Origin of the sequence: Mesorhizobium sp. B2-3-13 (genome assembly GCF_006442195.1) — a bacterium.
GTDB lineage: Bacteria > Pseudomonadota > Alphaproteobacteria > Rhizobiales > Rhizobiaceae > Mesorhizobium > Mesorhizobium salmacidum.
In genome coordinates, this window is the sequence record NZ_VFVQ01000016.1 from 84,591 (window position 1) to 104,223 (window position 19,633).

A 19,633-nucleotide genomic window follows, 5' to 3' on the forward strand; every position below is an offset into this window, starting at 1 on the left:
CTGTGGTTTATGTTTGCGACTAACATTTGTTAGTCGTGGATGAGGCGAAACTACACTTCCATTCCAGCTCCTAACTTTCGGACAGGTGACTTGTTCCAAGGTGAAACAGAGAGCCTCAGGTCCCCGCTTTGCATTGGATGCAAACCCCGGCTGCAGCTGCCCGCGGCTGGTCATCGAAAGCCTCCCGACCAGGGGTTGGTGGTGGAGAACCGCCTTTGCCGTATTTGTGTTGAACTCGCTGGCTATAAAATGCTCAGGACATCAAATTGATTCGCCTGCTTCACTGGGCGCGTCCAAGGGCAAGGGCAGATCCCCGGGGGCTGAGATGAAGATCGAGTTCGATACCAACGTGTTTCCGCTGTTTCATCCGCAAAGCGTGGATGACCTCAAGGACCCATGCCCCGTCTTCGATGGCAGGCTGTGGCATGTCTTCGGTTCAAGCGGGACGGTAACGACCGAGACGTGGAGAATCCTGCACGCGACGGCGCCCGACCTTTATGGGCCTTGGTCCGAGCACGAAGTGATCGAGCTGCCTATCAACGGGACGGGGGTCGCGGCTCCGGGCGTCATCCACGAAAGTGGCGTCTTCCACATGTTCATCCAGACCGAGTTTATGAAATCCGGTGGCCGTTGCGAGCATGCGGTTTCCAACGACGGCTTCCATTGGGTGGTTCTCAGCCCAGCCATTCTTGCCATCCCCGACACGCAGGAGGATGGCATCTACGATCCGCACCCCGCGGTCATTGCTGGCAAGCGCTATCTCGTTTATTCGGGCATGCCAAAATTCAACAGGGTGCCACAGCCCGACATCTATCTCGCACGCAGCCAGTCCGACTCGTGGTTCGGTCCATGGAAGCGGATCGGCAAGATCCTCGATCACGCTGATGTCCCTCATCACAATACGCGAGAGGATCCCGACTATGAATGGGGCATAGAGGGTGCACAACTGGTCGAGTTACCGGATGGCCGCGTGCTTTTGAACGCCACTTGCTTTCTCCCAAATGGCCTTCGTGGGAACCGTCAGCGCGTGTTTTTCGCCATCGCCGACGAAGTTGCTGGACCCTACGTGTCGATAGGCCCGGTGCTCGAACCAGGCCAGCCGGGCGAGAACGGTCATTCAACGGTGATGATCGAAGGCAGTCAGCTTTCACTGTTCTACCAGAGCCGGGTTGCCGCGACTGATCACCGGTGGCGCTACGGCTTGGCCAGATGTGACGTCGCTCTGTTTTCCAAGGTAGCATGACCCCGACCGTGCCAATTTAGCGCCAACAGTGCTCAGCCGGCCAGGGGTCTTCGCCCTGTTGCGTCCGCGAGCACGATAATGCCCGCTACCAGGACTTTCATCGAACGAGACCTGGCATGCAGATCAGGCGCAATCCAAATTGCTTGGCGGCTGAACCTGACACCCCAACATCGCCACCTATCCTACTGTACTTCGCGGTGATCAAACCTCGACATGCCAGCACCTGCACCACGTCAGTTTGAGCTGGTCGGCCGGTGCCGGACATAATTTCCAAAACCTTGTGGACGTTTCTATTGAAATCGAGATCAGCACGAACCTGGCAGAACGGGCTATTGGTTTGCTTCGGCTGGGTTTGGTGCGGAGGCCGGCGTCCGGACCGATCAATGCGGTCACGATATTCGTGGTGACCTTATCGGGGAAACGTAGTCTCGGCATAGCCGCGTGCATTGTTGCTCGAAGCCGCTTGACGAGAGGGTGGCTACCAGCATCTTCCGGAACTGTAAGGTGTCCTGCAAGCTTTCCTCATTTGTGTGGAAGCAACTGCAAACCCGCTAGCAAACCCAACAAAGTCTCCTGTGTTGAGTTCCGCCGGGATCAATTTTAATACGTGCTGGGGCTCCTTGAGGATCGCCATCAGGTCGTCGATGCTCGTCTTGTCGCCGGAAATGGTCTTATAATCCTCCAGCGCGCCTTTCGGATCCCTCTTGATGTAGGCGATCGCGTCAGCGGTCGCCTCGCGGATCGCCTTGATGGTCGTCGGGTTCGCCTCCGCAAATTCGGTCGTGGTGAAGAAGGTGCCCTGGCTCAGATCGCCGCCGATGATGTCGCGCGAACTGGTGACTTCGTGGATGCCAGGCATTTTCAATTCAAGGTACTGGTAGGGTGGCGCGGAGAATGGCTCTTGACCTCATGCTTCTGGTTGGCGAGCGCCGCCATGGCGTCGGGATGGCCGAGTTGGACCGTATTGGCATCGAAGTGGTGGATATCCTTGTCGCCGAACATCTTGGCGGCCGCCATCTGCAGCAGGATCGCCTGGGTGGACACACCCACGGTCGGAACGGCGATCTTGTCGCTCGGGCCGATGTCCTTCAGCGATTTGATGTGCGGATCGCGCGAAACGAAGATCACCGGCTGGGCCGAATTGGTGCAGATGCCTTTGACGCGGCCCTTGGTGCGGTCCCACAGAAGCAGCAGATTACCGGTGCCGGTGTTGACGATGTCGACATTGCCCGACAGCAGCGCATCGGTCTGCGTGCCGCCGCCGCTGAAGGTGCGCCAGTTGATCTTGAAGTCCTTCAGGCCATCCTCAGCGGCATGCTTTTCGATCAGCTTCTGCGTCTCCATGACGTGGCTGGCGAGGTAGAGGATGCCGGGCTGACGCGTGATGGAGATTTCGGTCTTTTCCTGGGCGTAGGCGGATGTGGCGAAGCCGAGAGCGAGGCCGAGCGCGGCGAGGCCGCTGATGATCGATCGCATGAATTCCTCCCGAAATGAGCGATTGGCGCAATTTCATTTGGCCGCGGTCCTCCGACGGCGACGGCGCATGCGATCGGCGTCAGCCAGACGCCGGTGCGTGATGCGCTGATGCGCTTGCAGGAGGAGGGCATGGTCGAGGTCTATCCGCAATATGCGACGGTGGTCGCGCGCATCGACGTGAAGCACGCTAGGCAGGCCCAATTCCTGCGGCTCTCCGTCGAACTCGAGGCGGTCCGCCGGCTGACGCTCGAAAGCCCGGCGCAAACGGCGGCCGAGCTTGATGATATCCTCTCTCGGCAGGCGATCGTTGCATCGCCCAAGACCTACGATGTGTTCGATTCGCTGGACCGTGAGTTTCATCGCAAGATCTATGAGCGCGCCGGCGTATTGGAGCTATGGGCGACCGTGCGGCGACAGAGCGTCCATCTGGACCGGCTGCGCCGGCTCAACCTGCCGATGCTGGGTAAGATGCAGACCGTTCTGGAGGATCACCGCGTCATCGTGGAGGCCATCCGCTCCGCCGACGTCGATGCCGCCGCATCCACCCTGCGGAGGCATCTGTCCGGCACGCTTTCGATCATCGACGTAATCAGGGAGCAGTTCCAGACTGTTTCCTCCAGGCATTTGATGCACCGGGGATCCTGCTCGCCATGCGACCCTGATTGCCATCACTGCCGACGAACAGGGACACACCCCATTCGTTGAACCCGGAAACCTGCCAAAGCACGTCGCGGATTTTCTGGCAAAGGCCGATCCGAAGGTAGATATGGACACCCTCCTCAACCGTTCCCTCGCCTTGGAAGGGAGGCGGCTCATGTCAGCTTGTCCAGCAGCGGTGTGCTCGTCGTAGGCGCCTTATAGGCGCTCACCAGCCTGACGACAGCGGCGTCGACCGTGACTGGGATGCCGAGGTTCACGGTCATACGATTTTCGAGGACGTGGGTAACGTTGCCGATAAAATGTGCTGTTCCTTCTGCACCTTCGTTTTTTGGTCCACAACCGAGTGAGGTTGCCTATAGCACACCCCACCCCCTTTAGCCTTTAGGGCTATGAAGAAAGAAACTCGAGGTGCGGCAGAAACAGGTGCGGCACCAATCATCGGAGGATCCGCCATGGATAGAAACACCACAGCCAAGGAGACCGTGACCCGGCGCCGGATATCATGGCGCGAACTCTATGCGCTGCGGCCCGACCTGCGGCCGGTGAATGAGTGCCATGCTCAAGCTGTCAGCCACTCATCAGCAGCACGTGCCGCCGCCACCTCGAGCGCGTCGGGCGCGAGGATGCCGCGGGCAAGCGCAAAAGCTTCGAAGGCAATGCGCGCTGTTTCGACGTCTTTGTCACCGACCAAAGCAGATTGGCAGACACAGAGCGCGGCTGTGAATGTCGGGCTGCGGCTGCCCGGCCACTCATTCAGCATTTCGTAGGCCTCCGCGACCGACACGATATCGCGCGGGAAGCCCATCCCGACAAATACTGGAACGGGCTTTGAAAAAAACAGTTCGGGTCTCATCGGTGACTCCGTTAATTTAGTGCCGAAACAACACGCAAATTGTAGAGTGGTTGCGATGAACTCGACAGTAGACCAAACGGGTGTATTGACCACTTCCCACCCGCGCCCAATGGAGGTCTCCCTGCGCCAGCAACGCCTTTTTGGAGACTGCGTCTGCCGCTTCGCGCACACTATTTAGATTGAAATGTTGAGGCCAAAAGCGCAGGAGGCGAGGCTAGGCTTTGAGCGAGTGCGGGCCATTGGATCATGGCGGCTGTCGGTCGCAGCTCATCGATTTATCGATCGACGCAGGCGCGCGCCTTCACACGCGCAGTCACGTCAGGAACGATGGCAGGTCGGGACTCAACAGGCTGGCCAAATCAGCGGCCCGGTTGCATCGGGGGGACTAGCTTCTTCGGGGAAGTGCAACCGGGCCACGCCGGTTTCCTCCCGGCAATCCAACCATGATGGCGAAGCGGGATGAATACAAGCCATCCATACAAGAGTTGCGGTGCCGACCAAGCATGCCACCATTCGGCGGCGGAGCTATCCGGAAGACTTACTTGCATACCCGTCGAGCCTGGGACCTCCTCTAGATTGTGCAGTCTCCTGACCCGGAGCACCGCCTCGCCTGAGCCCGTGTTCCAAGAAGGAGGAAGCCCGCTGCGTGTAGCGTACTGGAGCGGGTCTTTGCGTCCTCGGTCATTGCTTTGTCGATCTTAAGGAATGGTCGGTTCCTGAACGCGCCAGGGCTGTAGTGCCACTAACCCTGGATTCCGTGAGGACGCCGAACGACGTTGTCTCGGAACCTTGACCACAAGATCGGCGGGGCCATAATGGCCGTATGGCTCGCACTTCCATGAGCCATACTGGGAGGAATTATGAAAAACAAAATAGACGATGACCGACGCAATCTTCTGACCTTAGCGGCTGTTGGCGGTGCCGCTGCACTTCTGGGCGGCTTCGGGATCAGCCAGGCTCGCGCAGCCGCCACGGCCTCCGGGCGTTCCGAAAAACCGCTCAAGGCAGCGTTCTCCAACGCCGGACTTCAGGCGACATGGTGCGCCCAAGGTAAGGCAGCGGCGGAATACTGGGGCAAATTATTCAACGTCGAGGTGACTTGGTTCGACGGGGAACTCGATGCCGTAAAGCAGCGCGCGGCGATCGACAACATGGCTTCCCAGAAATGGGATTTCGTGGCGATCCAGGCCTTTGGTATCGGCACGCTGGTGCAGCCGGTGCAAAAGATGATCGACGCCGGGATCCCTGTCATCGACATGGACACCCTGATTGCGCCACTCGACAAGATCAATGTGCACAGCTTCCTCGCGCCTGATAATGAATTCATGGGATCATCGGTGACCCAGGCGCTCATCACCGCCATCGGCGGCAAGGGCAAGGTCATCACCACGCAGGGCGCGCTCGGCCACACGGGCGCCCAAGGGCGAAACCGGGGCTTCGAATCAATCGTCAAACAGCATCCCGACATCGAGGTTCTGGAAAACCAGCCGGCCGACTGGGACGTCACCAAGGTGGCGCGGCTATGGGAGACCTATCTTACGAAATATCCGCAGATTGACGCGGCCTATTTCCACAACGACGACATGGCGCTTGCAGCGTACAACGTCATGAAGGCCCATAACCGTACCAACATCAAGATCGGCGGTTGCGACGCCATGCCCCCTGCCATAGCCGCCGTTGCCGAAGGGCGCATGCACGCCACCGTGCGCAATCCGTCCTGCCGTATTCATGGCGGCGCCATTGTAGCCGGTGTCGCCGCGGTGACAGGTGGCGAGAAGTCAGGCGAAGGAATTCCGAAAAGCGTCGTAACCGACGGTCCCGTGGTTACCAAGGAGAACGCCTCCGGCATGCAATGGATGGAAGACCATTTCCTGATCTGATCTTCGTCCCAACTGGCTGGCGGTCATCCGCCAGCCATTCGCGCAGCACTGGAAAATCGCCACGCGGACAGAATGAACGCTCAAGCTGAAGCCTCCTTGCGAGCGGTCGCGCCGCGCCTTCGCATGGATGGGATATCGAAATCCTTCGGCGGCGTGGTGGCGCTGCAGGATGTGGATTTCGTGTTGCGCGCCGGCGAGATCCATGGGCTCGTTGGGGAAAACGGCGCCGGCAAATCAACCCTGATGAAGATCATCGCCGGTGTGCACGCCGAATACAACGGCCGCATGTTCATCGACGGAGAGCAGGTCCATTTCCGCTCGGCCCGTGATGCGCTTGCGGCGGGCATCGGCATGGTGCATCAGGAACTGAGCGTCGTTCCCGATCTCACAGTTGCCGAAAATGTCTTTCTTGGAAAACAGCCGACGAAGGCGGGACTGATCGATTGGTCCGGTATGATGGCCGCAGCCCGGGAACAACTCGCCAATCTTGGCATCGAGGTCGATCCCCGCGCGTCGATGGGATCATTGTCGATCGGCCTCCAGCAACTGGTCGAACTCGCCCGCGTGCTCTTCTCGGGAGCGCGGATCATCATACTAGACGAGCCTACCTCGGCGCTGTCGCCGCCAGAGGTGCATCGCCTGTTCGAGGTGCTTCGCGGTGTTCGTGCGAGCGGCCGCAGCATGATCTTCATTTCCCATTTCCTCGACGACATCCTATCAGTTTCCGATAAGGTGACCATCTTCCGCAACGGGCGCCGTGTTGTTACCGAAGCCGCGGCCTTGATCGACAAAGGCTGGGTTATCGAACGTATGATCGGCAGCGGTCACGAGGAGCTGGAGGAAAGTTATACCGGCGCGATCGCACTCAATAGCAAGTCCGCGGCGCCCGTAATCCTCTCGGCGCGAGGTCTTGCGGGGGGGCGCGCCTTCGCCGATGTGTCGCTTGACGCGCGGGCCGGCGAGATTCTCGGCATCTATGGTTTTATGGGCTGCGGTCAGGTCGAACTGGCGCGGACATTGTTCGGCAAGCTCAAGCCGAGCACCGGGACGTTGGCAATTGAGGGCGCGGCGAAACGTTTTCGCAACACGGCGCACGCTCGCCGCGCGGGAATCGCCTTCGTGCCGGAGAGCCGCCGTTCCATGCTGTTCTACCAGGAACCGGTCTATAAAAATGTCTCGATCAGCGTGCTTGGCCGCATCTCGCGCCTCTGGTTGAAGCCGGCAGCGGAGCGCGAGATCGCCAGCCGCCATGTTGAACTGCTGAATATCCGTCCGTCGAATGTAATGGCGCTGCTCGCCAGTCTTTCCGGCGGCAACCAGCAGAAGGTCGCGCTGGCGAAATGGCTGACATACATCCCTAAGGTGCTGATCTTGAGCGAGCCGACCCGAGGAATGGATGTTGGCGCCAAAGACGATGTTGTGAAGATCGTACGGGCGCTGCGCAACCAGGGCCTTGCTGTCATCGTTGTCTCGGCCGAGCCCGAAACCGTCCTGTCGCTCGCCGACCGTATCATCGTCATGAAGAAAGGCCGGATTGTGCACGAGTTCGCCGGCGAGACGATCAGCAAGGACCGGCTGCTCGACGCGGCTTGAGGGAGAACGCCAAATGACAATGCAGGTTCAGGAAACCGTAAAAGGGTCCCCGTCGCGGGCTGGCGCCTTCCTGCGTAACCGGATGCGCAACATTGCGCCTTTCGCGACGCTGATCATCCTGCTCGCGTTCTTCAGCATCGCCAGCCCATCTTTCCTCAGCGTCGACAACGGGGTCAACGTGCTGACGCAGATTTCCGTCACGGGCGTCATCGCGGTGGGGCTCACTTTTGTCATCCTCTGCGCCGAGATAGATCTTTCGGTAGCGGCTATCGCCAATGCTACCGGCATCGCCGTTGCCTATTTCACGATGCAGGAATCCTACGTCAACATTCCCAACCTCCCCCTGCCAGGCTATGCGGCGATCGGGTTGGCGCTGCTCATCTGCGCCTTCCTGGGCCTGGTCAACGCCTTCGGCACGACGCTGATTGGAATTCCCTCGTTCATCATGACACTTGCCATGATGCAGATCGGCGCTGGCATTTGCGCGCTTCTGGTGCGCGGTCAGATCGCCTATGCCGTTCCCGATCTGGTTACGATGATGGGTTCCGGCACGATAGCCGGCTTTCCGTGGATCATCATCGTGCTGGCCGTATTCCTGCTGGTCGGTCATATCGTTTTGACCTACACGCGCTTCGGCCGATACGTCTACATGGTCGGTGGCAACCGCGAAGCAGCGGAATATTCTGGTGTCAACGTCAAACTGGTCTTGGGCGCGGTGATGGTCATTTCGGCGGTCTGTTCCGGCGTCGCCGGGATGATTGGTGTGGCCCATTTCGGCAGCGCCCAGCAGAACGAGTTCGACGGCTATCTGCTTGACGCCATCGCAGCGGTGGTGGTCGGTGGCACTAGCCTCTTTGGCGGCCGTGGCGGGATCGGCAACACGATCATCGGTCTGTGCATACTGGGCGTCCTCAACAATGGCCTCGATCACGTTCAGATCGACAGTTTTTTGAAAATCCTCATCCGCGGCATCATTCTGCTCGTCGCACTGATCATCAATGTCTATGTGCAGAATCTGCGTGATCGTCAACGCATCTGATTACCGGCGGTTGCCAAGGCACCTAAATGTGCAACTTCCTCCAGACACTCGGCGGCGCGAGAGCTGCCGGGATTTGCGCCCAGGTATGGAGCTTCGGCCGGCCTGCACCTCTGCCAGACGTAGCAGGGCGATCATAGGAGCGATTTCAGTTCCGGAGCTGCGTGAGTGACTTAGTGGTGGTCAATCGAGTTCGATCCAAGCTGGCGCAGGGTCGCTTGGCTTGTCCCACCCGCGCAACTCGACGTCCACGCCGGCATTGCGGAGTTTGTCCGAAAGGGAAGGGCTCACGAGCAGATGGTCCATTCGGAGGCCGGAGCTTCGATCGTAGCCGCCCCGGTATGAGAAGTTCCGGTAGGTGCTGCTTGCGTATCGGGTAACGGCAGCTCGTGTTACCTGGATCGCCAAAAGCGGGCGGACTGTTTTCGGCCAAGAATACGCCATTCCGATTTTGCGATGGCAGGTGCTGCTCATTTTGACCTCAGCCACGGGCGGTTGCCCACTCTTAGGAAAAGACGCTTGGGGCGATCGCTCGCTCCCGCAGCTGTGAGCAAAGTTCGGTCCACGACGGATCAGAAACGAAACTGCTCAGACCTCCACAGGCATCAGCGAAAGGCATATCGCCGAAGCGGTCGATGACCTCCCTGGTTTCGCCTATGCTGCCCTTTCGGATTGACTCGAATGGATCCTCATCGCATTCAATGACGCGATGCCCCCAAGCTCCTGGCACATCATCGCTCGCGAGAGCGCGTCGAAGGTCCGCATCCATGTCTGCGGTCTCTAGAGCCCGACAAATGACGTAGCGCATCAGGGGATAGTAGACCGGCTGGTGACTGCCTCCGAGCGCGCGCACGCCGGGCAGGATCGACAGGACCAGAAACATAAGGAGCAGGTTGGGAATAAGGCTGCGGTTCGCCAGCCGCTCAATGATATCGGGAGCCGCGAAGCGAGCTACCTTCGTTCTGGTCGCCAGATTGATGAGTTCTCCACCCACCATGCGCAGCGGCAGGCGCTTTCCGTTTTCATAGTACCAAAAGAAATCGGTACCGCGCGCGAGCCAGCCACCCCAGGGGCCAGCCGCCAGCCTGTCGATCTCGTCAAGGATATTCAAAGCCAGCTTTGGGCTTTCCAGCAACCTCGTACGCAGCCAGGAGCCCTCGTCTGACAGGTGGTCCGCCACCAGGTCGGCAACATCCTCATCGTCGATTTGCAGGAAGGCAAAGCTCTCTCCGAACAGTTTTGGCCAGAGGATGCGATTGGCTGCCTTGATGGCATGCGCAGGGCGCTCGAACTGCGTCTTCGGCAGAAGACTGCGAAGCAGGGCGAGGGCATCTCCCTCGGCATTTGGCTCCGCTGGCGCCAGCTCGAACCGGTATGATCCAGGCCCGGTCAGAAGGCCGTATCCGATCATCCGGCTTCGGCTGAGACCGAACACGTTGACCGGCTTCCCGCCAAGCGTGATCCAGCCTGGCCCCTTGCGGGGCTTTTCAACGAGACTCACCGTTGAAACGGCATAGGAAACGTAGGTCGAGCAGCCATGCGCCGAGAGGCCAAGCAGGCTGAAGATGTGCGTGTAATAGGCCTCTGGCTCCATGAGGAGAAACAAATGCGGGCCGGTCTGCAACACGCGGCGTTGTTCTAGATCTTTGCATATTTGGGAGACGGCGTTGATCGGCAATCCGTTTCGCGTTCCCGCATTCCTGATCGTGTCGAGCAGCCTGGCAAACGCGCGGCTGCGAATTTCGGGTTCCGATTTCTGGGCAGGCGCTTCGAACAAGCGGGACGCATAATCGCGAAGCCGGCGGCAATGATAGGAGCGCGTCCAAGGATAGAGCGTCGCCAGAGAGTCCAGCACCGCCTGCTTGGCGCCTATGTCGGTCGTTAGCTCGTCCACCTCACGGTTCGTCCTTTCGCTGCGCGATGCCGATGCTCAATGCAGGAATGCTGATGAGGAGCACCACGCCGAATCCGACGAAGATCGTCGAAGGAAATACACTCTCGCCTATAACGCCAGCGATGCTGAATATGACCAGTCCCAGCCCGACAGCGAGACTGTGCATGACGCCCTTGGCCCTGCCCAATACATTGTCAGGCATACGCGACTGCAGTGTGACCTCGATGCTCACCCGGCCCAGATTGTAGGAAAACCCAAGCGTGGCGAAGACGATCAATGTCCAGGGCGTGCGCACAGTGATCAATGACATCAACGCGAGCGCCGTTGAGGCCAAAAGCATGAGGTGCAGTATAGGACCACTTATCGCTCGTGTCAGCCTGACGAGAACAGCCGCCCCAATAACCGAACCAGCCGACCACGCGGCCTCAAGGTAGCCGAAATCGGCGGCGGTTCCTTGCTGCTCTTCGAAGACGAAGCTTGATCCCATCACCGTGACCAGCACCGCGCCTCCATAGAGAAAGGCATAGGCGGCAAACAGACGAAGGAGATGCTTGTTGATGTTCGGTGCCAGGCCTTTGGCCCTTCTGACACCTTGCGGGAGGCGGCCTGGCCGCATCCAGGACAGTGAGCCGGCTGAAACGAGGAACAACAGGGCGAGCACTATGAACGTCAGGGCAGGGGAGCGCCCATCCAACAACGACCCGGCCAGCAACGCTGCGCCGAGGCTGCCAAACTGCATGGTAAAGAACGCGGTGGAATTCGTGGTCGCAAGTTCGTCGCCTTGCGTCATGAGCGGGATCATTGCTTGCGAGGCGGTCAGCGCGACACGATCGCAAATCGAAAAGAGCGCCGCTGACAGGCAGAGTGTGAAAAAGGCGTCCAGATACAGCAGCGTACAAGCCGTGGTGAGCAAGATGGCAAAGCGACCGAGGTCGGCCGCGATGTTCAATCGCTGTCGGTCAAACCGGTCCGCTGCCAGGCCGGCCAGAGGGCTTGCGACGAATTCGACAACACTGACGGTCGCAAGCAGTGTCGCCACGCCGGCGCCTCCGTGGCCTGCTGCGACAAGCGTCCAGGCGGATGCGATGTAGTATCCGTTTCGTCCGACTGCCGCCGATAGCGTGCTGGCCAGGAATCCAAGCCACACCCGGGGCTGGACGCTTGATCGCTGGTCAGCGTGAATTTGAAGTGCATTTGACAAGGGCTGCGCATCCAATCGGCGCTTGTCATACCCAGTGCCCAGATTGCCGCTTAACAATCACGCTTGATTTTTCAGTTCGTTGCTGAAATCAGCGGAAGTATTGAATCAAATCCTGGACCGGCGGCGGTATTCCGTCGGACTGGCTCCGAATGCCCGCTTAAAGGCGATCGTGAAATGGCTTGAGCTGCCGAACCCGCATTCCAGCGCGATCTCCGTCGCCGACAAATTGGTCGATCGCAGCATGTCGGCGGACTGGTCCAGTCGACGCCGCGCGATATACGCGTGTGGCGTCATCCCGGTAGATTGCTTGAAAGCCCTGCTGAAATGGAAACGGCTGACACCGACCTCCTTTGCCAGATCGGCGAGGGTGGGTGTCTCGTCCGACGAGGATTCGATCAGTGCGATCGCGCGTTTGAGATCGAAGGCTGACAACCCGCCTTTCGCCGGCTCGTGATAGTGGCCGTTGCGCCTGACCATCTGAACGAGCAAGTGCATCGCCTGGCTCTCGACCATCGTCACGCTGATCGGATCGGGCTGCCTGAGCTCGATGGCGATCCGCTGCAAAGCCATCTCCACCGTGCTGTCCCGAAATCCGACCGAAGCCGGCAGGTCGGCCGAGCGATGGCACACCACCCCAGCGAACGCTTCGTCGGTGAATCCTTTTTCAATTGAGACGAGCAGGTAGGCGGCCGTCGGTTCTCCCTCGTCCCACCCCGTCCAATCACTGCCGGCAGGCATATGGATTACCGAACCGGCCCGCCGTGGCGAAAACGAGATCCGACGCCCGTCGACGAAATCCTCTCCGCGGCTTGCCGCCCCTTTCAGGTTCATCAGGAATATGTGGCCCGGGAACGAAATTGCTGTTTCCTGGCGCTCCAGACCAGTTCTCCTGATCAAGTCTGCTCGTATGTTGCCCCAACTCTCATGTTGGTGTGTAAGCGTCTGGTGCTGTGAACGGCGGATCTTGTTCGGATCGAGGCAAGGGGTGTCCACGGATGGCAGCAGCCTTCATACTAAGAGTAGCCCGCCCTCCCGTGTTGTGCCTAACCAGAGGTTGCTGGACAAATCACATCTAACTCAGGATTGGTAGAAGATGTGACTTTAGTAAAAAAATGGCAATCGTAGGAAAGCCGCTCGTGTTCGGTAGGCCTAACAGTGCCCCGGCCAAGACTCAAAGCAGTTAGAAATATTAGACCACTCTTAATTGAGTGGAGTTTTATCATTGATCTCTTGGCATCTCACCAAAGCGACGGTGCGGGAGGCATAGTGCGATGCGAGGGCTCAACGATTTTCTGGCCGAGTGCGACCAAGGACCACGGATCAACCAACTAGCAGGGTTTTTTGCGGCAACCGCAGCGGGCAAAAGCGGGATGCCAGTTCGCAAGCCTCAGGCCGACCCCCGCCTTCTGCCCAGCGATGAACTCCTGCGCGATCTCGTTCGCCTGCACGCCGCCCGGCAAGGCTTTTTCGACCAGCACTATCACGGCAGCATTCCCTACAGATTGGAAGAGGAGTGCCGGATGGCCTACGCGGTGCTGAACTATGCTCGGCGCCGTGGATCCGCGCTGTCGCTGTACAGCCTTGGAACAGCCGAAGGCACGATGGCCAGAACCCTGTCAGAATTTTCGGATGGGCAGATTCTTTCGCTGTCCTGCAGCCCGAACCCCGAGAACTACAAATCCTTCATGGCGTATGGCGAACCGGCCCACGCCGAATTCTTCATCGGCCCGTTCCACTGGTTGACCAAGGATGCGCTCGGATCTGATCGGCGGCTGAAGAAATTCACGCGAGGCTTTGACGTCATCCTGGAGGACACAACCTTCCAGATGTACTCGCCCAACAGACCCAAGCAGATCGAGTTCGTGACCCAGCACCTCAAGGAGGGTGGCATCTTCGTCTTCCTCGAAAAATTCAGGGCGGCCGATGAAAGCGACTACCAGCGTCGAGAGTACCAGAAGGATTATGGCTTCAAGGCGAGGTACTTTCCCCCGGACGAAATCGCAAAAAAGAAGACGGACGTCCTCGGGACCATGTTCAACAATGAGGTGACGCTGGCAGAGATGGCGCGCTCCGTAGGTGCGCATTTCAAGTACTGCACGATGACGTGGAACAGCGGCAATTTCTGCAGCCTTGCGGCGAGCAACAGCAAGGAAAATCTCGACCTCTACGCTTCACAGATGTCAGCGCCCGCCATTCCGCATGAATATGTCTACGAGACCAGCGTATCTGACGCAGCGACGATCGCCATAACGGACAATCCGATGTGACGCAGCCATGGGGTGGCAGCGGCGCGAGGCTCCAGGCGGGCAGGCGAGACTGTTGATCCGCCTGAGTGCCGTCTGTCCGCAATATGGATCCGATCGCATGGCGGTGGGACAGGCGCCTCCTGCAGCGATGGTCACGAAGCTCGAGGGACATGACGCGGAACGGGAACGCCATTCAGTTGCTGACCTATGCTTTTGCGGCCATGGATCACGGCAGCTTGCGTCAGGCCGCAAGAGCCCTGAGAGTCCAGGAATCCTCGGTCAGCCGCAACGTCGTCAAACTCGAACAGCTTCTCGACATGCAGCTGTTCGAGCGCGATGTGCGCGGCGTTCGCTTGACGAAGACAGGCCGCGCCTGGATCGAAAACGTGCGGGCTCACTACGACGGCCTGCTCGATGCTTTCGCCGAGCGTGTGCGCGATAACAAGGATGCCAAGACACTCAGGATTGGGCTGTGCTGGGTGACAGGAGGAGAATTCCTCAAACGCCTCATCGAGCGTTTCGGCAAGCTGTACCCGGACGTAAGGCTGATCATTGAGGATGTCCCATCGGGCCAATACCTTTCTGCAATACGCCGCAGGCGCTTCGACCTTATGTTCACACATCACATTGGCACCTCCAAATTCTGCAGCAGCGAAGTGTTCTGGCAAGAGCGCCTCTTCGTGCTCCTGCCGTCCTGTCATTCTCTTGTCGAGAGGCCGGTGCTCAGATGGTCCGACCTCGCGGACATGCCTCTGCTCGTCCCGGTTGGGGTGGAAGGGCCGCCGTCGGACCTGTGCCTGCTCGAACGCATTGCGGCCGATGGCGGGCCGGCCATTCATACGTGTCGCGCGAACCAGGCGACAGTCATCTTCCAGGTGGGACTGGGGCAAGGCGTCACTTTAGCCGCAGCGAGCTATGCCAGGACAGTCGCCACCGATTCTGCCCTGTGGAAGCCGCTTCGCGGGAAAAACAGCGTCAGTTCGATCAGGGGCGTGTGGCTAGAATCGAATCCAAAGCGTGCCGTCCTCCGGTTCGTCGGGCTCGCCAAGAACATGGCGGAGGGAAGTCCAAGACGGCGACGCGCGAAGCCCGCAAGGTTTATTCCGGGGGCTACGCCCAGCTAGGGTCATGACTCATTGATCCAGAAGATGAAGACTGCAGCGAAAAGTCGACATACCTAGGTTAACCGCGCTCGGGTCGTGCGCGGTGTGGCCAGGAGAAGGCTGGTTTCGCTGCCTGTTATCCCGGCAATGAGCCGGATGCGGCGCAGCACCGCATCGAAATCAGTCAGCGAGGCGGTCCCAAGCTCGACAACCAGATCCCAGCGGCCATTGGTGGTATGGATAGTCGAAACTTCGGGGAAGCCCCCCAGCGTCCGGACCACGCGGTCGGCGGCATGCCCCTCGATCTCAATCATCATGATACCGCGAATGCGCTGGTCGACAGCGTCAGCGCGCAGCACCACCGTGTATCCGATGATGTCGCCCGACCGTTCCAGCCGCTCCATACGTGCCCTGACCGTAGCGCGCGAGACGCCGAGATCGACGGCGAGATCCGACACGCTGCGCCGAGCGTCATGCCGAAGCAAGGTAACGAGCCGTTCGTCCAGCGCATCCATCGAGTTACCATTTTGACCAATTTTGCTGCCATTACAATTAAACATTGTTCCCGAATTGCCAATTCTGCCCGTTCATATCGCCGGCTCGCCATGATCTCCTCGCGGGTTATCAGAACTTGGCCGCGGGAAAAACAATGCGTTGCAAAATCGTCGGGGCGCCGGTGCAAGACGGCGCTGGCAGAATGGGATGTGAGATGGGGCCGAGCGCGCTGAGAACCGCCGGACTTCTCGAGGTGCTGTCCAGCCTCGGCCATGCGGTGGAGGATATGGGCGCCGTCCAGGCAATCCCGGTAAGACGCGTCGTGCACGGCAACCTGGCGCTGAAGGCTCTGCCTGAAATCTCGGCGTGGACATCCGCCATTTCCCAGGCCGCCTATGCGGCGAGCGAAGATGCCATGCCGATCTTTCTCGGCGGCGATCATTCAGTCTCAGCAGGAACCGTATCGGGCGTTGCCCGCCGCGCCGCCGCGACCGGACGCCCGCTGTTCGTGCTGTGGCTGGACGCTCACCCGGACTTCCACACGCTCGACACCACCGCGAGCGGCAATCTGCATGGTGTTCCGCTCGCCTACGCCAGCGGCCAGCAGGGCTTCGCCGGTTATTTCCCGGATTTGCCGGCAGCGGTCGATCCATCGCGTATCTGCACGATGGGACTTCGAAGTGTCGATCCGGCGGAGCGCAGGGCCCTCAACGAGGCAGGCGTGATCGTGCACGACATGCGCGCCATTGATGAGCATGGCATCGCGCCGCTGCTGCGGGAGTTCCTGGCGCACGTGTCTGCGGAAGCCGGACTGCTGCATGTCAGCCTCGACGTCGACTTCCTCGATCCTTCGATCGCTCCGGCAGTCGGCACCACGGTTCCCGGAGGCGCGACGTTCCGCGAGGCGCATCTGGTAATGGAGATGCTGTCTGATAGCGGGCTCGTCTCCAGCCTGGACCTGGTCGAGCTGAATCCCTTTCTGGACGAGCGTGGCCGAACCGCGACGCTGATGGTCGACCTGACGGCCAGCCTGATGGGCCGCCGCATCATGGACCGCCCGACCCGCAGCCATTCCGGGAGCTTTTGATTATGACCACGGCAAAGCTGAACGTCGTACCCTTCGTCAGCGTCGATCGCATGATGAAGCTGGTGATCGCAATCGGCGTCGAGCGCTTCCTGACCGAGCTCGCCAGCTACATCGAGGAGGATTTCCGGCGCTGGAACCTGTTCGACAAGACGCCACGGATCGCCTCGCACAGCGATGACGGCGTTATCGAGCTGATGCCGACAAGCGACGGGCGCCTTTACGGCTTCAAATACGTCAACGGCCATCCGAAAAACATGCGCCAGGGTTTGCAGACGGTCACCGCCTTCGGCGTACTTGCCGACGTCGGGAACGGCTACCCGATGCTGCTCACCGAAATGACCATCCTGACCGCCCTTCGCACCGCCGCCACGTCTGCGGTCGCCGCCAAGTACCTGGCGCCGAGCGGAACGCGCACTATGGCCATCATCGGCAATGGCGCCCAGTCGGAATTCCAGGCGATCGCCTTCAAGACGCTGACCGGCGTCGATACGCTGAAGCTGTATGACCTGGATCGGTCCGCGTCACAAAAATGCGCGAAGAACCTGGCTGACATGGGCTTTGACATCACCATCTGTGGGACTGGACAGGAGGCGGTCGAAGGTGCGGGGATCATCACCACCGTCACCGCCGACAAGCAGTGCGCCACCATTCTCACCGACAACATGGTCGGTTCCGGCGTCCACATCAACGCCGTCGGCGGCGATTGCCCTGGCAAGACCGAACTGCACAGGGACATCCTGCTGCGCTCCGACATTTTCGTTGAGTTCCCGCCACAGACCCGCATCGAGGGCGAGATCCAGCAGCTGGATCTAAACCATCCGGTGACCGAGCTCTGGCAAGTGATTGCCGCCAAGGCGCAAGGCCGCCGAGACGCCAAGCAGATCACGCTGTTCGATTCAGTCGGCTTCGCGATCGAGGATTTTTCGGCGCTGCGCTATGTGCGCGACCAGCTGCAGGCGACCGGCCTCTATGAGGAACTCGATCTGTTGGCCGACCCCGACGAGCCGCGCGATTTGTTCGGAATGCTGCTGAGGGCGGCTCTGCAACCCGCTGCGTGAGGAATTTTGCCATTCGACGGGTCGGCGCTACCGATTGGAAGCCGACCTCAGCGGTCATTCCAAGTCAGCGGTCATTCACGACTGTCGCGGGATCTTTCATTCATATCGACTCATGACCGACTTCATGCGGCGGGGATGGCTCGCGCTAGTAGCGTAGCACCGGCTCGGCCGGCTCCAAGTCCGTCAGTCGCGAAAGTCCGCACGCGCAAGCACCCGGCTCACCGTTGCTGGCGAACGCCAACCTCATGCGCGATATCCTGAGCGGTGAGGCGCTGGCGCCGCAGCGCCACGATCCGCTCAACGATCGGCGGTTCGGTGGCGCTGGGGATTTGCTTGGGTCGCGACGAGTGGTCGGCCATGCCGGCCGGCCCTCAGCTTTATAGCGCTCGACCCAACGCGCCACGATCTTCGCCGTCACCGCATATTTCAACGCCGCTTGGGCTTGAGAAAGGCCGCCTTCTATCGCCGACAGCGCCATCTCCTCTCGACGCAGCGGCGTCAGACGGCCATTCTTATGGATGTTCATTCGGACCCTCCGGTGAATCTAGACTTGATAACTCCAGTCTTCACAGTCGGGCCGAATGGATGATCTATGGAAAGCTCACAACTAGATGACTGAGCAATTGCCTAGCGGCGCCTGCCTGTTAACCGCTGCACTACTTATCCTTCCTCTGCCTGCCACGGCCGCGCCGCTGTCAGGCGTCCCCTCTGTCATCGACGGCGACACCATCGAAATTCACGGGCAGCGAATTCGCTTGAACGGCATTGACGCGCCCGAAAGCGCGCAGCTGTGCCTTGACGCCGCCGGCAAGAAATATCGTTGCGGGCAAAGGCATCTCTCGCGCTGGCGGACTTTCTCGAGGCGCATCGCCCGACATCCTGCATCGAGGTCGACCGCGACCAGTTCAGGCGCATGGTGGCCGTCTGCACGGCAGGCGGTGTCGATATCGGCGAATGGGTGGTCAAGAGGGCTATGCGGTCGACTGGCCGAAATACGGTGCTGGCTTCTATGACAAGGCCGAGACTGACGCCAGCAAAGCCAAGTACGGCCCATGGGCAGGATCGTTCGACAGGCCTTGGAAATGGCGCAAGCAAATGACTGTCAACTAGGTCAGCCATTCGACGGAGATCGCGTCCTCCCGGCTCAAGCAGGGAGGGCGCGTTGGCGCGACTTGCGGTTGGCGGCTTCGAGGAAAACCGTGAAGCTTCGATCTGGCGGATGCTCAGCCAGTTGCGGTTGTCGTAGCGAAGCAGCCGCTTCACTACATGCCCGCCGCGATTTTTCAGGGCACCGGCAAGGCTTATCATGCTCGACCTCCTGCTGCCCGCCGCAAAACCGTCATATCCCGCAAAGCGTACAACGGAACGACGGTGTGTGTGAGCCGGCGTTAACGCGCCGGCTCACACAGTCGGAAGCTCATCAATAATTGCCGTTGTAGTAACGGTCGTCGCAAGGCGCGGTGTAGATGCGGCCGTAACGGTCCTGGTAGCGGCAGAGCTGGTCCTCCCGGCGCTGCGGGGTGGTGGCGGAACCGACGACGGCGCCAAGCAGCGCGCCGCTGGCCGCGCCGATGACTGTGCTCTTAGTATTGCCGCCGATGGCCTGGCCGACGAGAGCACCGCCGGCGCCGCCCAATAGCGCACCCGTGGTGGCGCGCTGCTGGCCTTCGGTCTGCGACTGGCAGCCCGCGAGTGCCGCGGTGACCAGCACCGCTAAAATAGCCTTTCTAACGATCATGATTGGAACTCCTATGAAGCCCCGGGAACTGACAAGCGGGGGGCGATGGCCCGAGTGCGGCTGCATTGCG

General features: G+C 59.9%; 14 protein-coding genes and 3 pseudogenes. 9 read left to right on the forward strand and 8 right to left on the reverse strand.

The window, feature by feature from the left end; genetic code table 11:
* Positions 1 to 325 precede the first annotated feature (325 nt).
* Positions 326 to 1,243, forward strand: a complete 918-nt coding sequence (locus FJ941_RS19590) for a hypothetical protein (RefSeq protein WP_181169878.1) — start codon at positions 326 to 328, stop codon at positions 1,241 to 1,243.
* Between the two features lie 613 nt (positions 1,244 to 1,856).
* On the opposite strand, the pseudogene FJ941_RS19595 reads toward FJ941_RS19590, so the two are convergent.
* Positions 1,857 to 2,719 (reverse strand): annotated as a pseudogene (locus FJ941_RS19595) (ABC transporter substrate-binding protein); the annotation flags it as partial.
* 75 nt (positions 2,720 to 2,794) lie between these two features.
* On the opposite strand from FJ941_RS19595, the pseudogene FJ941_RS19600 reads away from it, so the two are divergent.
* Positions 2,795 to 3,322: pseudogene (locus FJ941_RS19600) on the forward strand (GntR family transcriptional regulator); the annotation flags it as partial.
* Between the two features lie 616 nt (positions 3,323 to 3,938).
* On the opposite strand, the gene FJ941_RS19605 reads toward FJ941_RS19600, so the two are convergent.
* Positions 3,939 to 4,232 (reverse strand): DUF982 domain-containing protein, encoded by a 294-nt coding sequence (locus FJ941_RS19605; RefSeq protein WP_140508112.1) that lies wholly within the window; start codon positions 4,230 to 4,232, stop codon positions 3,939 to 3,941.
* An 860-nt stretch (positions 4,233 to 5,092) separates the two neighbouring features.
* Between FJ941_RS19605 and FJ941_RS19610 the strand changes: the two genes are divergently transcribed.
* The 3 genes from FJ941_RS19610 (at position 5,093) to FJ941_RS19620 (ending at position 8,744) form a co-directional block, all read left to right on the forward strand.
* On the forward strand, positions 5,093 to 6,112 hold the full coding sequence (locus FJ941_RS19610; RefSeq protein WP_140508114.1) for a sugar ABC transporter substrate-binding protein: 1,020 nt from the start codon (positions 5,093 to 5,095) through the stop codon (positions 6,110 to 6,112).
* 123 nt (positions 6,113 to 6,235) lie between these two features.
* Positions 6,236 to 7,705: a sugar ABC transporter ATP-binding protein gene (locus FJ941_RS19615; RefSeq protein ID WP_140508201.1), complete on the forward strand. Its 1,470-nt coding sequence runs from the start codon at positions 6,236 to 6,238 to the stop codon at positions 7,703 to 7,705.
* 13 nt (positions 7,706 to 7,718) lie between these two features.
* A complete protein-coding gene (locus FJ941_RS19620; RefSeq protein WP_140508115.1) occupies positions 7,719 to 8,744 on the forward strand; it encodes an ABC transporter permease in 1,026 nt (341 codons plus the stop codon).
* Positions 8,745 to 9,246: 502 nt separating this feature from the next.
* Here FJ941_RS19620 and FJ941_RS19630 read toward each other — a convergent pair.
* The 3 genes from FJ941_RS19630 to FJ941_RS19640 all read right to left on the reverse strand — a co-directional run bounded on the left by FJ941_RS19630 (position 9,247) and on the right by FJ941_RS19640 (position 12,733).
* Positions 9,247 to 10,635 carry a hypothetical protein gene (locus tag FJ941_RS19630; RefSeq protein ID WP_140508117.1) on the reverse strand — a complete coding sequence of 463 codons (1,389 nt, stop codon included), beginning with the start codon at positions 10,633 to 10,635 and terminating at the stop codon, positions 9,247 to 9,249.
* A gap of 1 nt (position 10,636) precedes the next feature.
* Positions 10,637 to 11,782: an MFS transporter gene (locus FJ941_RS19635; RefSeq protein WP_246673895.1), complete on the reverse strand. Its 1,146-nt coding sequence runs from the start codon at positions 11,780 to 11,782 to the stop codon at positions 10,637 to 10,639.
* Positions 11,783 to 11,941: 159 nt separating this feature from the next.
* The gene (locus FJ941_RS19640; protein ID WP_246673890.1) at positions 11,942 to 12,733 is read right to left on the reverse strand and encodes an AraC family transcriptional regulator; all 792 of its coding nucleotides are present in this window, start codon (positions 12,731 to 12,733) and stop codon (positions 11,942 to 11,944) included.
* Between the two features lie 374 nt (positions 12,734 to 13,107).
* On the opposite strand from FJ941_RS19640, the gene FJ941_RS19645 reads away from it, so the two are divergent.
* Together FJ941_RS19645 and FJ941_RS19650 are read left to right on the forward strand one after the other, a co-directional pair.
* A complete protein-coding gene (locus FJ941_RS19645; RefSeq protein ID WP_140508123.1) occupies positions 13,108 to 14,103 on the forward strand; it encodes a class I SAM-dependent methyltransferase in 996 nt (331 codons plus the stop codon).
* Between the two features lie 176 nt (positions 14,104 to 14,279).
* Complete coding sequence (locus tag FJ941_RS19650; protein ID WP_181169882.1) at positions 14,280 to 15,206, forward strand: LysR family transcriptional regulator; 927 nt, start codon at positions 14,280 to 14,282, stop codon at positions 15,204 to 15,206.
* A 53-nt stretch (positions 15,207 to 15,259) separates the two neighbouring features.
* On the opposite strand, the gene FJ941_RS19655 is transcribed toward FJ941_RS19650, so the two are convergent.
* Positions 15,260 to 15,700 (reverse strand): Lrp/AsnC family transcriptional regulator, encoded by a 441-nt coding sequence (locus FJ941_RS19655; RefSeq protein ID WP_140508126.1) that lies wholly within the window; start codon positions 15,698 to 15,700, stop codon positions 15,260 to 15,262.
* A 134-nt stretch (positions 15,701 to 15,834) separates the two neighbouring features.
* Here FJ941_RS19655 and rocF point away from each other — a divergent pair, with 134 nt between their 5' ends.
* Both rocF and FJ941_RS19665 read left to right on the forward strand, forming a co-directional pair.
* Positions 15,835 to 16,767, forward strand: a complete 933-nt coding sequence (gene rocF, locus FJ941_RS19660; protein WP_140508203.1) for an arginase — start codon at positions 15,835 to 15,837, stop codon at positions 16,765 to 16,767.
* Between the two features lie 2 nt (positions 16,768 to 16,769).
* Complete coding sequence (locus FJ941_RS19665; RefSeq protein ID WP_140508128.1) at positions 16,770 to 17,825, forward strand: ornithine cyclodeaminase; 1,056 nt, start codon at positions 16,770 to 16,772, stop codon at positions 17,823 to 17,825.
* Positions 17,826 to 17,973: 148 nt separating this feature from the next.
* Here the strand turns inward: FJ941_RS19665 and FJ941_RS19670 are convergent.
* Positions 17,974 to 18,351, reverse strand: a pseudogene (locus tag FJ941_RS19670) (leucine zipper domain-containing protein); the annotation flags it as partial.
* A gap of 894 nt (positions 18,352 to 19,245) precedes the next feature.
* On the reverse strand, positions 19,246 to 19,563 hold the full coding sequence (locus tag FJ941_RS19685) for a YMGG-like glycine zipper-containing protein (protein WP_140508130.1): 318 nt from the start codon (positions 19,561 to 19,563) through the stop codon (positions 19,246 to 19,248).
* Between the last annotated feature and the right edge of the window lie 70 nt (positions 19,564 to 19,633).

Bases quoted from the DNA above. Each gene is read 5' to 3' on its own strand.
- FJ941_RS19590 (WP_181169878.1), top strand. From the start codon at position 326: ATGAAGATCGAGTTCGATACCAACGTGTTTCCGCTGTTTCATCCGCAA.
- FJ941_RS19665 (WP_140508128.1), top strand. From the start codon at position 16,770: ATGACCACGGCAAAGCTGAACGTCGTACCCTTCGTCAGCGTCGATCGC.
- FJ941_RS19610 (WP_140508114.1), top strand. From the start codon at position 5,093: ATGAAAAACAAAATAGACGATGACCGACGCAATCTTCTGACCTTAGCG.
- FJ941_RS19605 (WP_140508112.1), bottom strand. From the start codon at position 4,232: ATGAGACCCGAACTGTTTTTTTCAAAGCCCGTTCCAGTATTTGTCGGG.
- FJ941_RS19615 (WP_140508201.1), top strand. From the start codon at position 6,236: ATGGATGGGATATCGAAATCCTTCGGCGGCGTGGTGGCGCTGCAGGAT.
- FJ941_RS19685 (WP_140508130.1), bottom strand. From the start codon at position 19,563: ATGATCGTTAGAAAGGCTATTTTAGCGGTGCTGGTCACCGCGGCACTC.
- FJ941_RS19620 (WP_140508115.1), top strand. From the start codon at position 7,719: ATGACAATGCAGGTTCAGGAAACCGTAAAAGGGTCCCCGTCGCGGGCT.
- FJ941_RS19655 (WP_140508126.1), bottom strand. From the start codon at position 15,700: ATGGATGCGCTGGACGAACGGCTCGTTACCTTGCTTCGGCATGACGCT.
- rocF (WP_140508203.1), top strand. From the start codon at position 15,835: ATGCGTTGCAAAATCGTCGGGGCGCCGGTGCAAGACGGCGCTGGCAGA.
- FJ941_RS19645 (WP_140508123.1), top strand. From the start codon at position 13,108: ATGCGAGGGCTCAACGATTTTCTGGCCGAGTGCGACCAAGGACCACGG.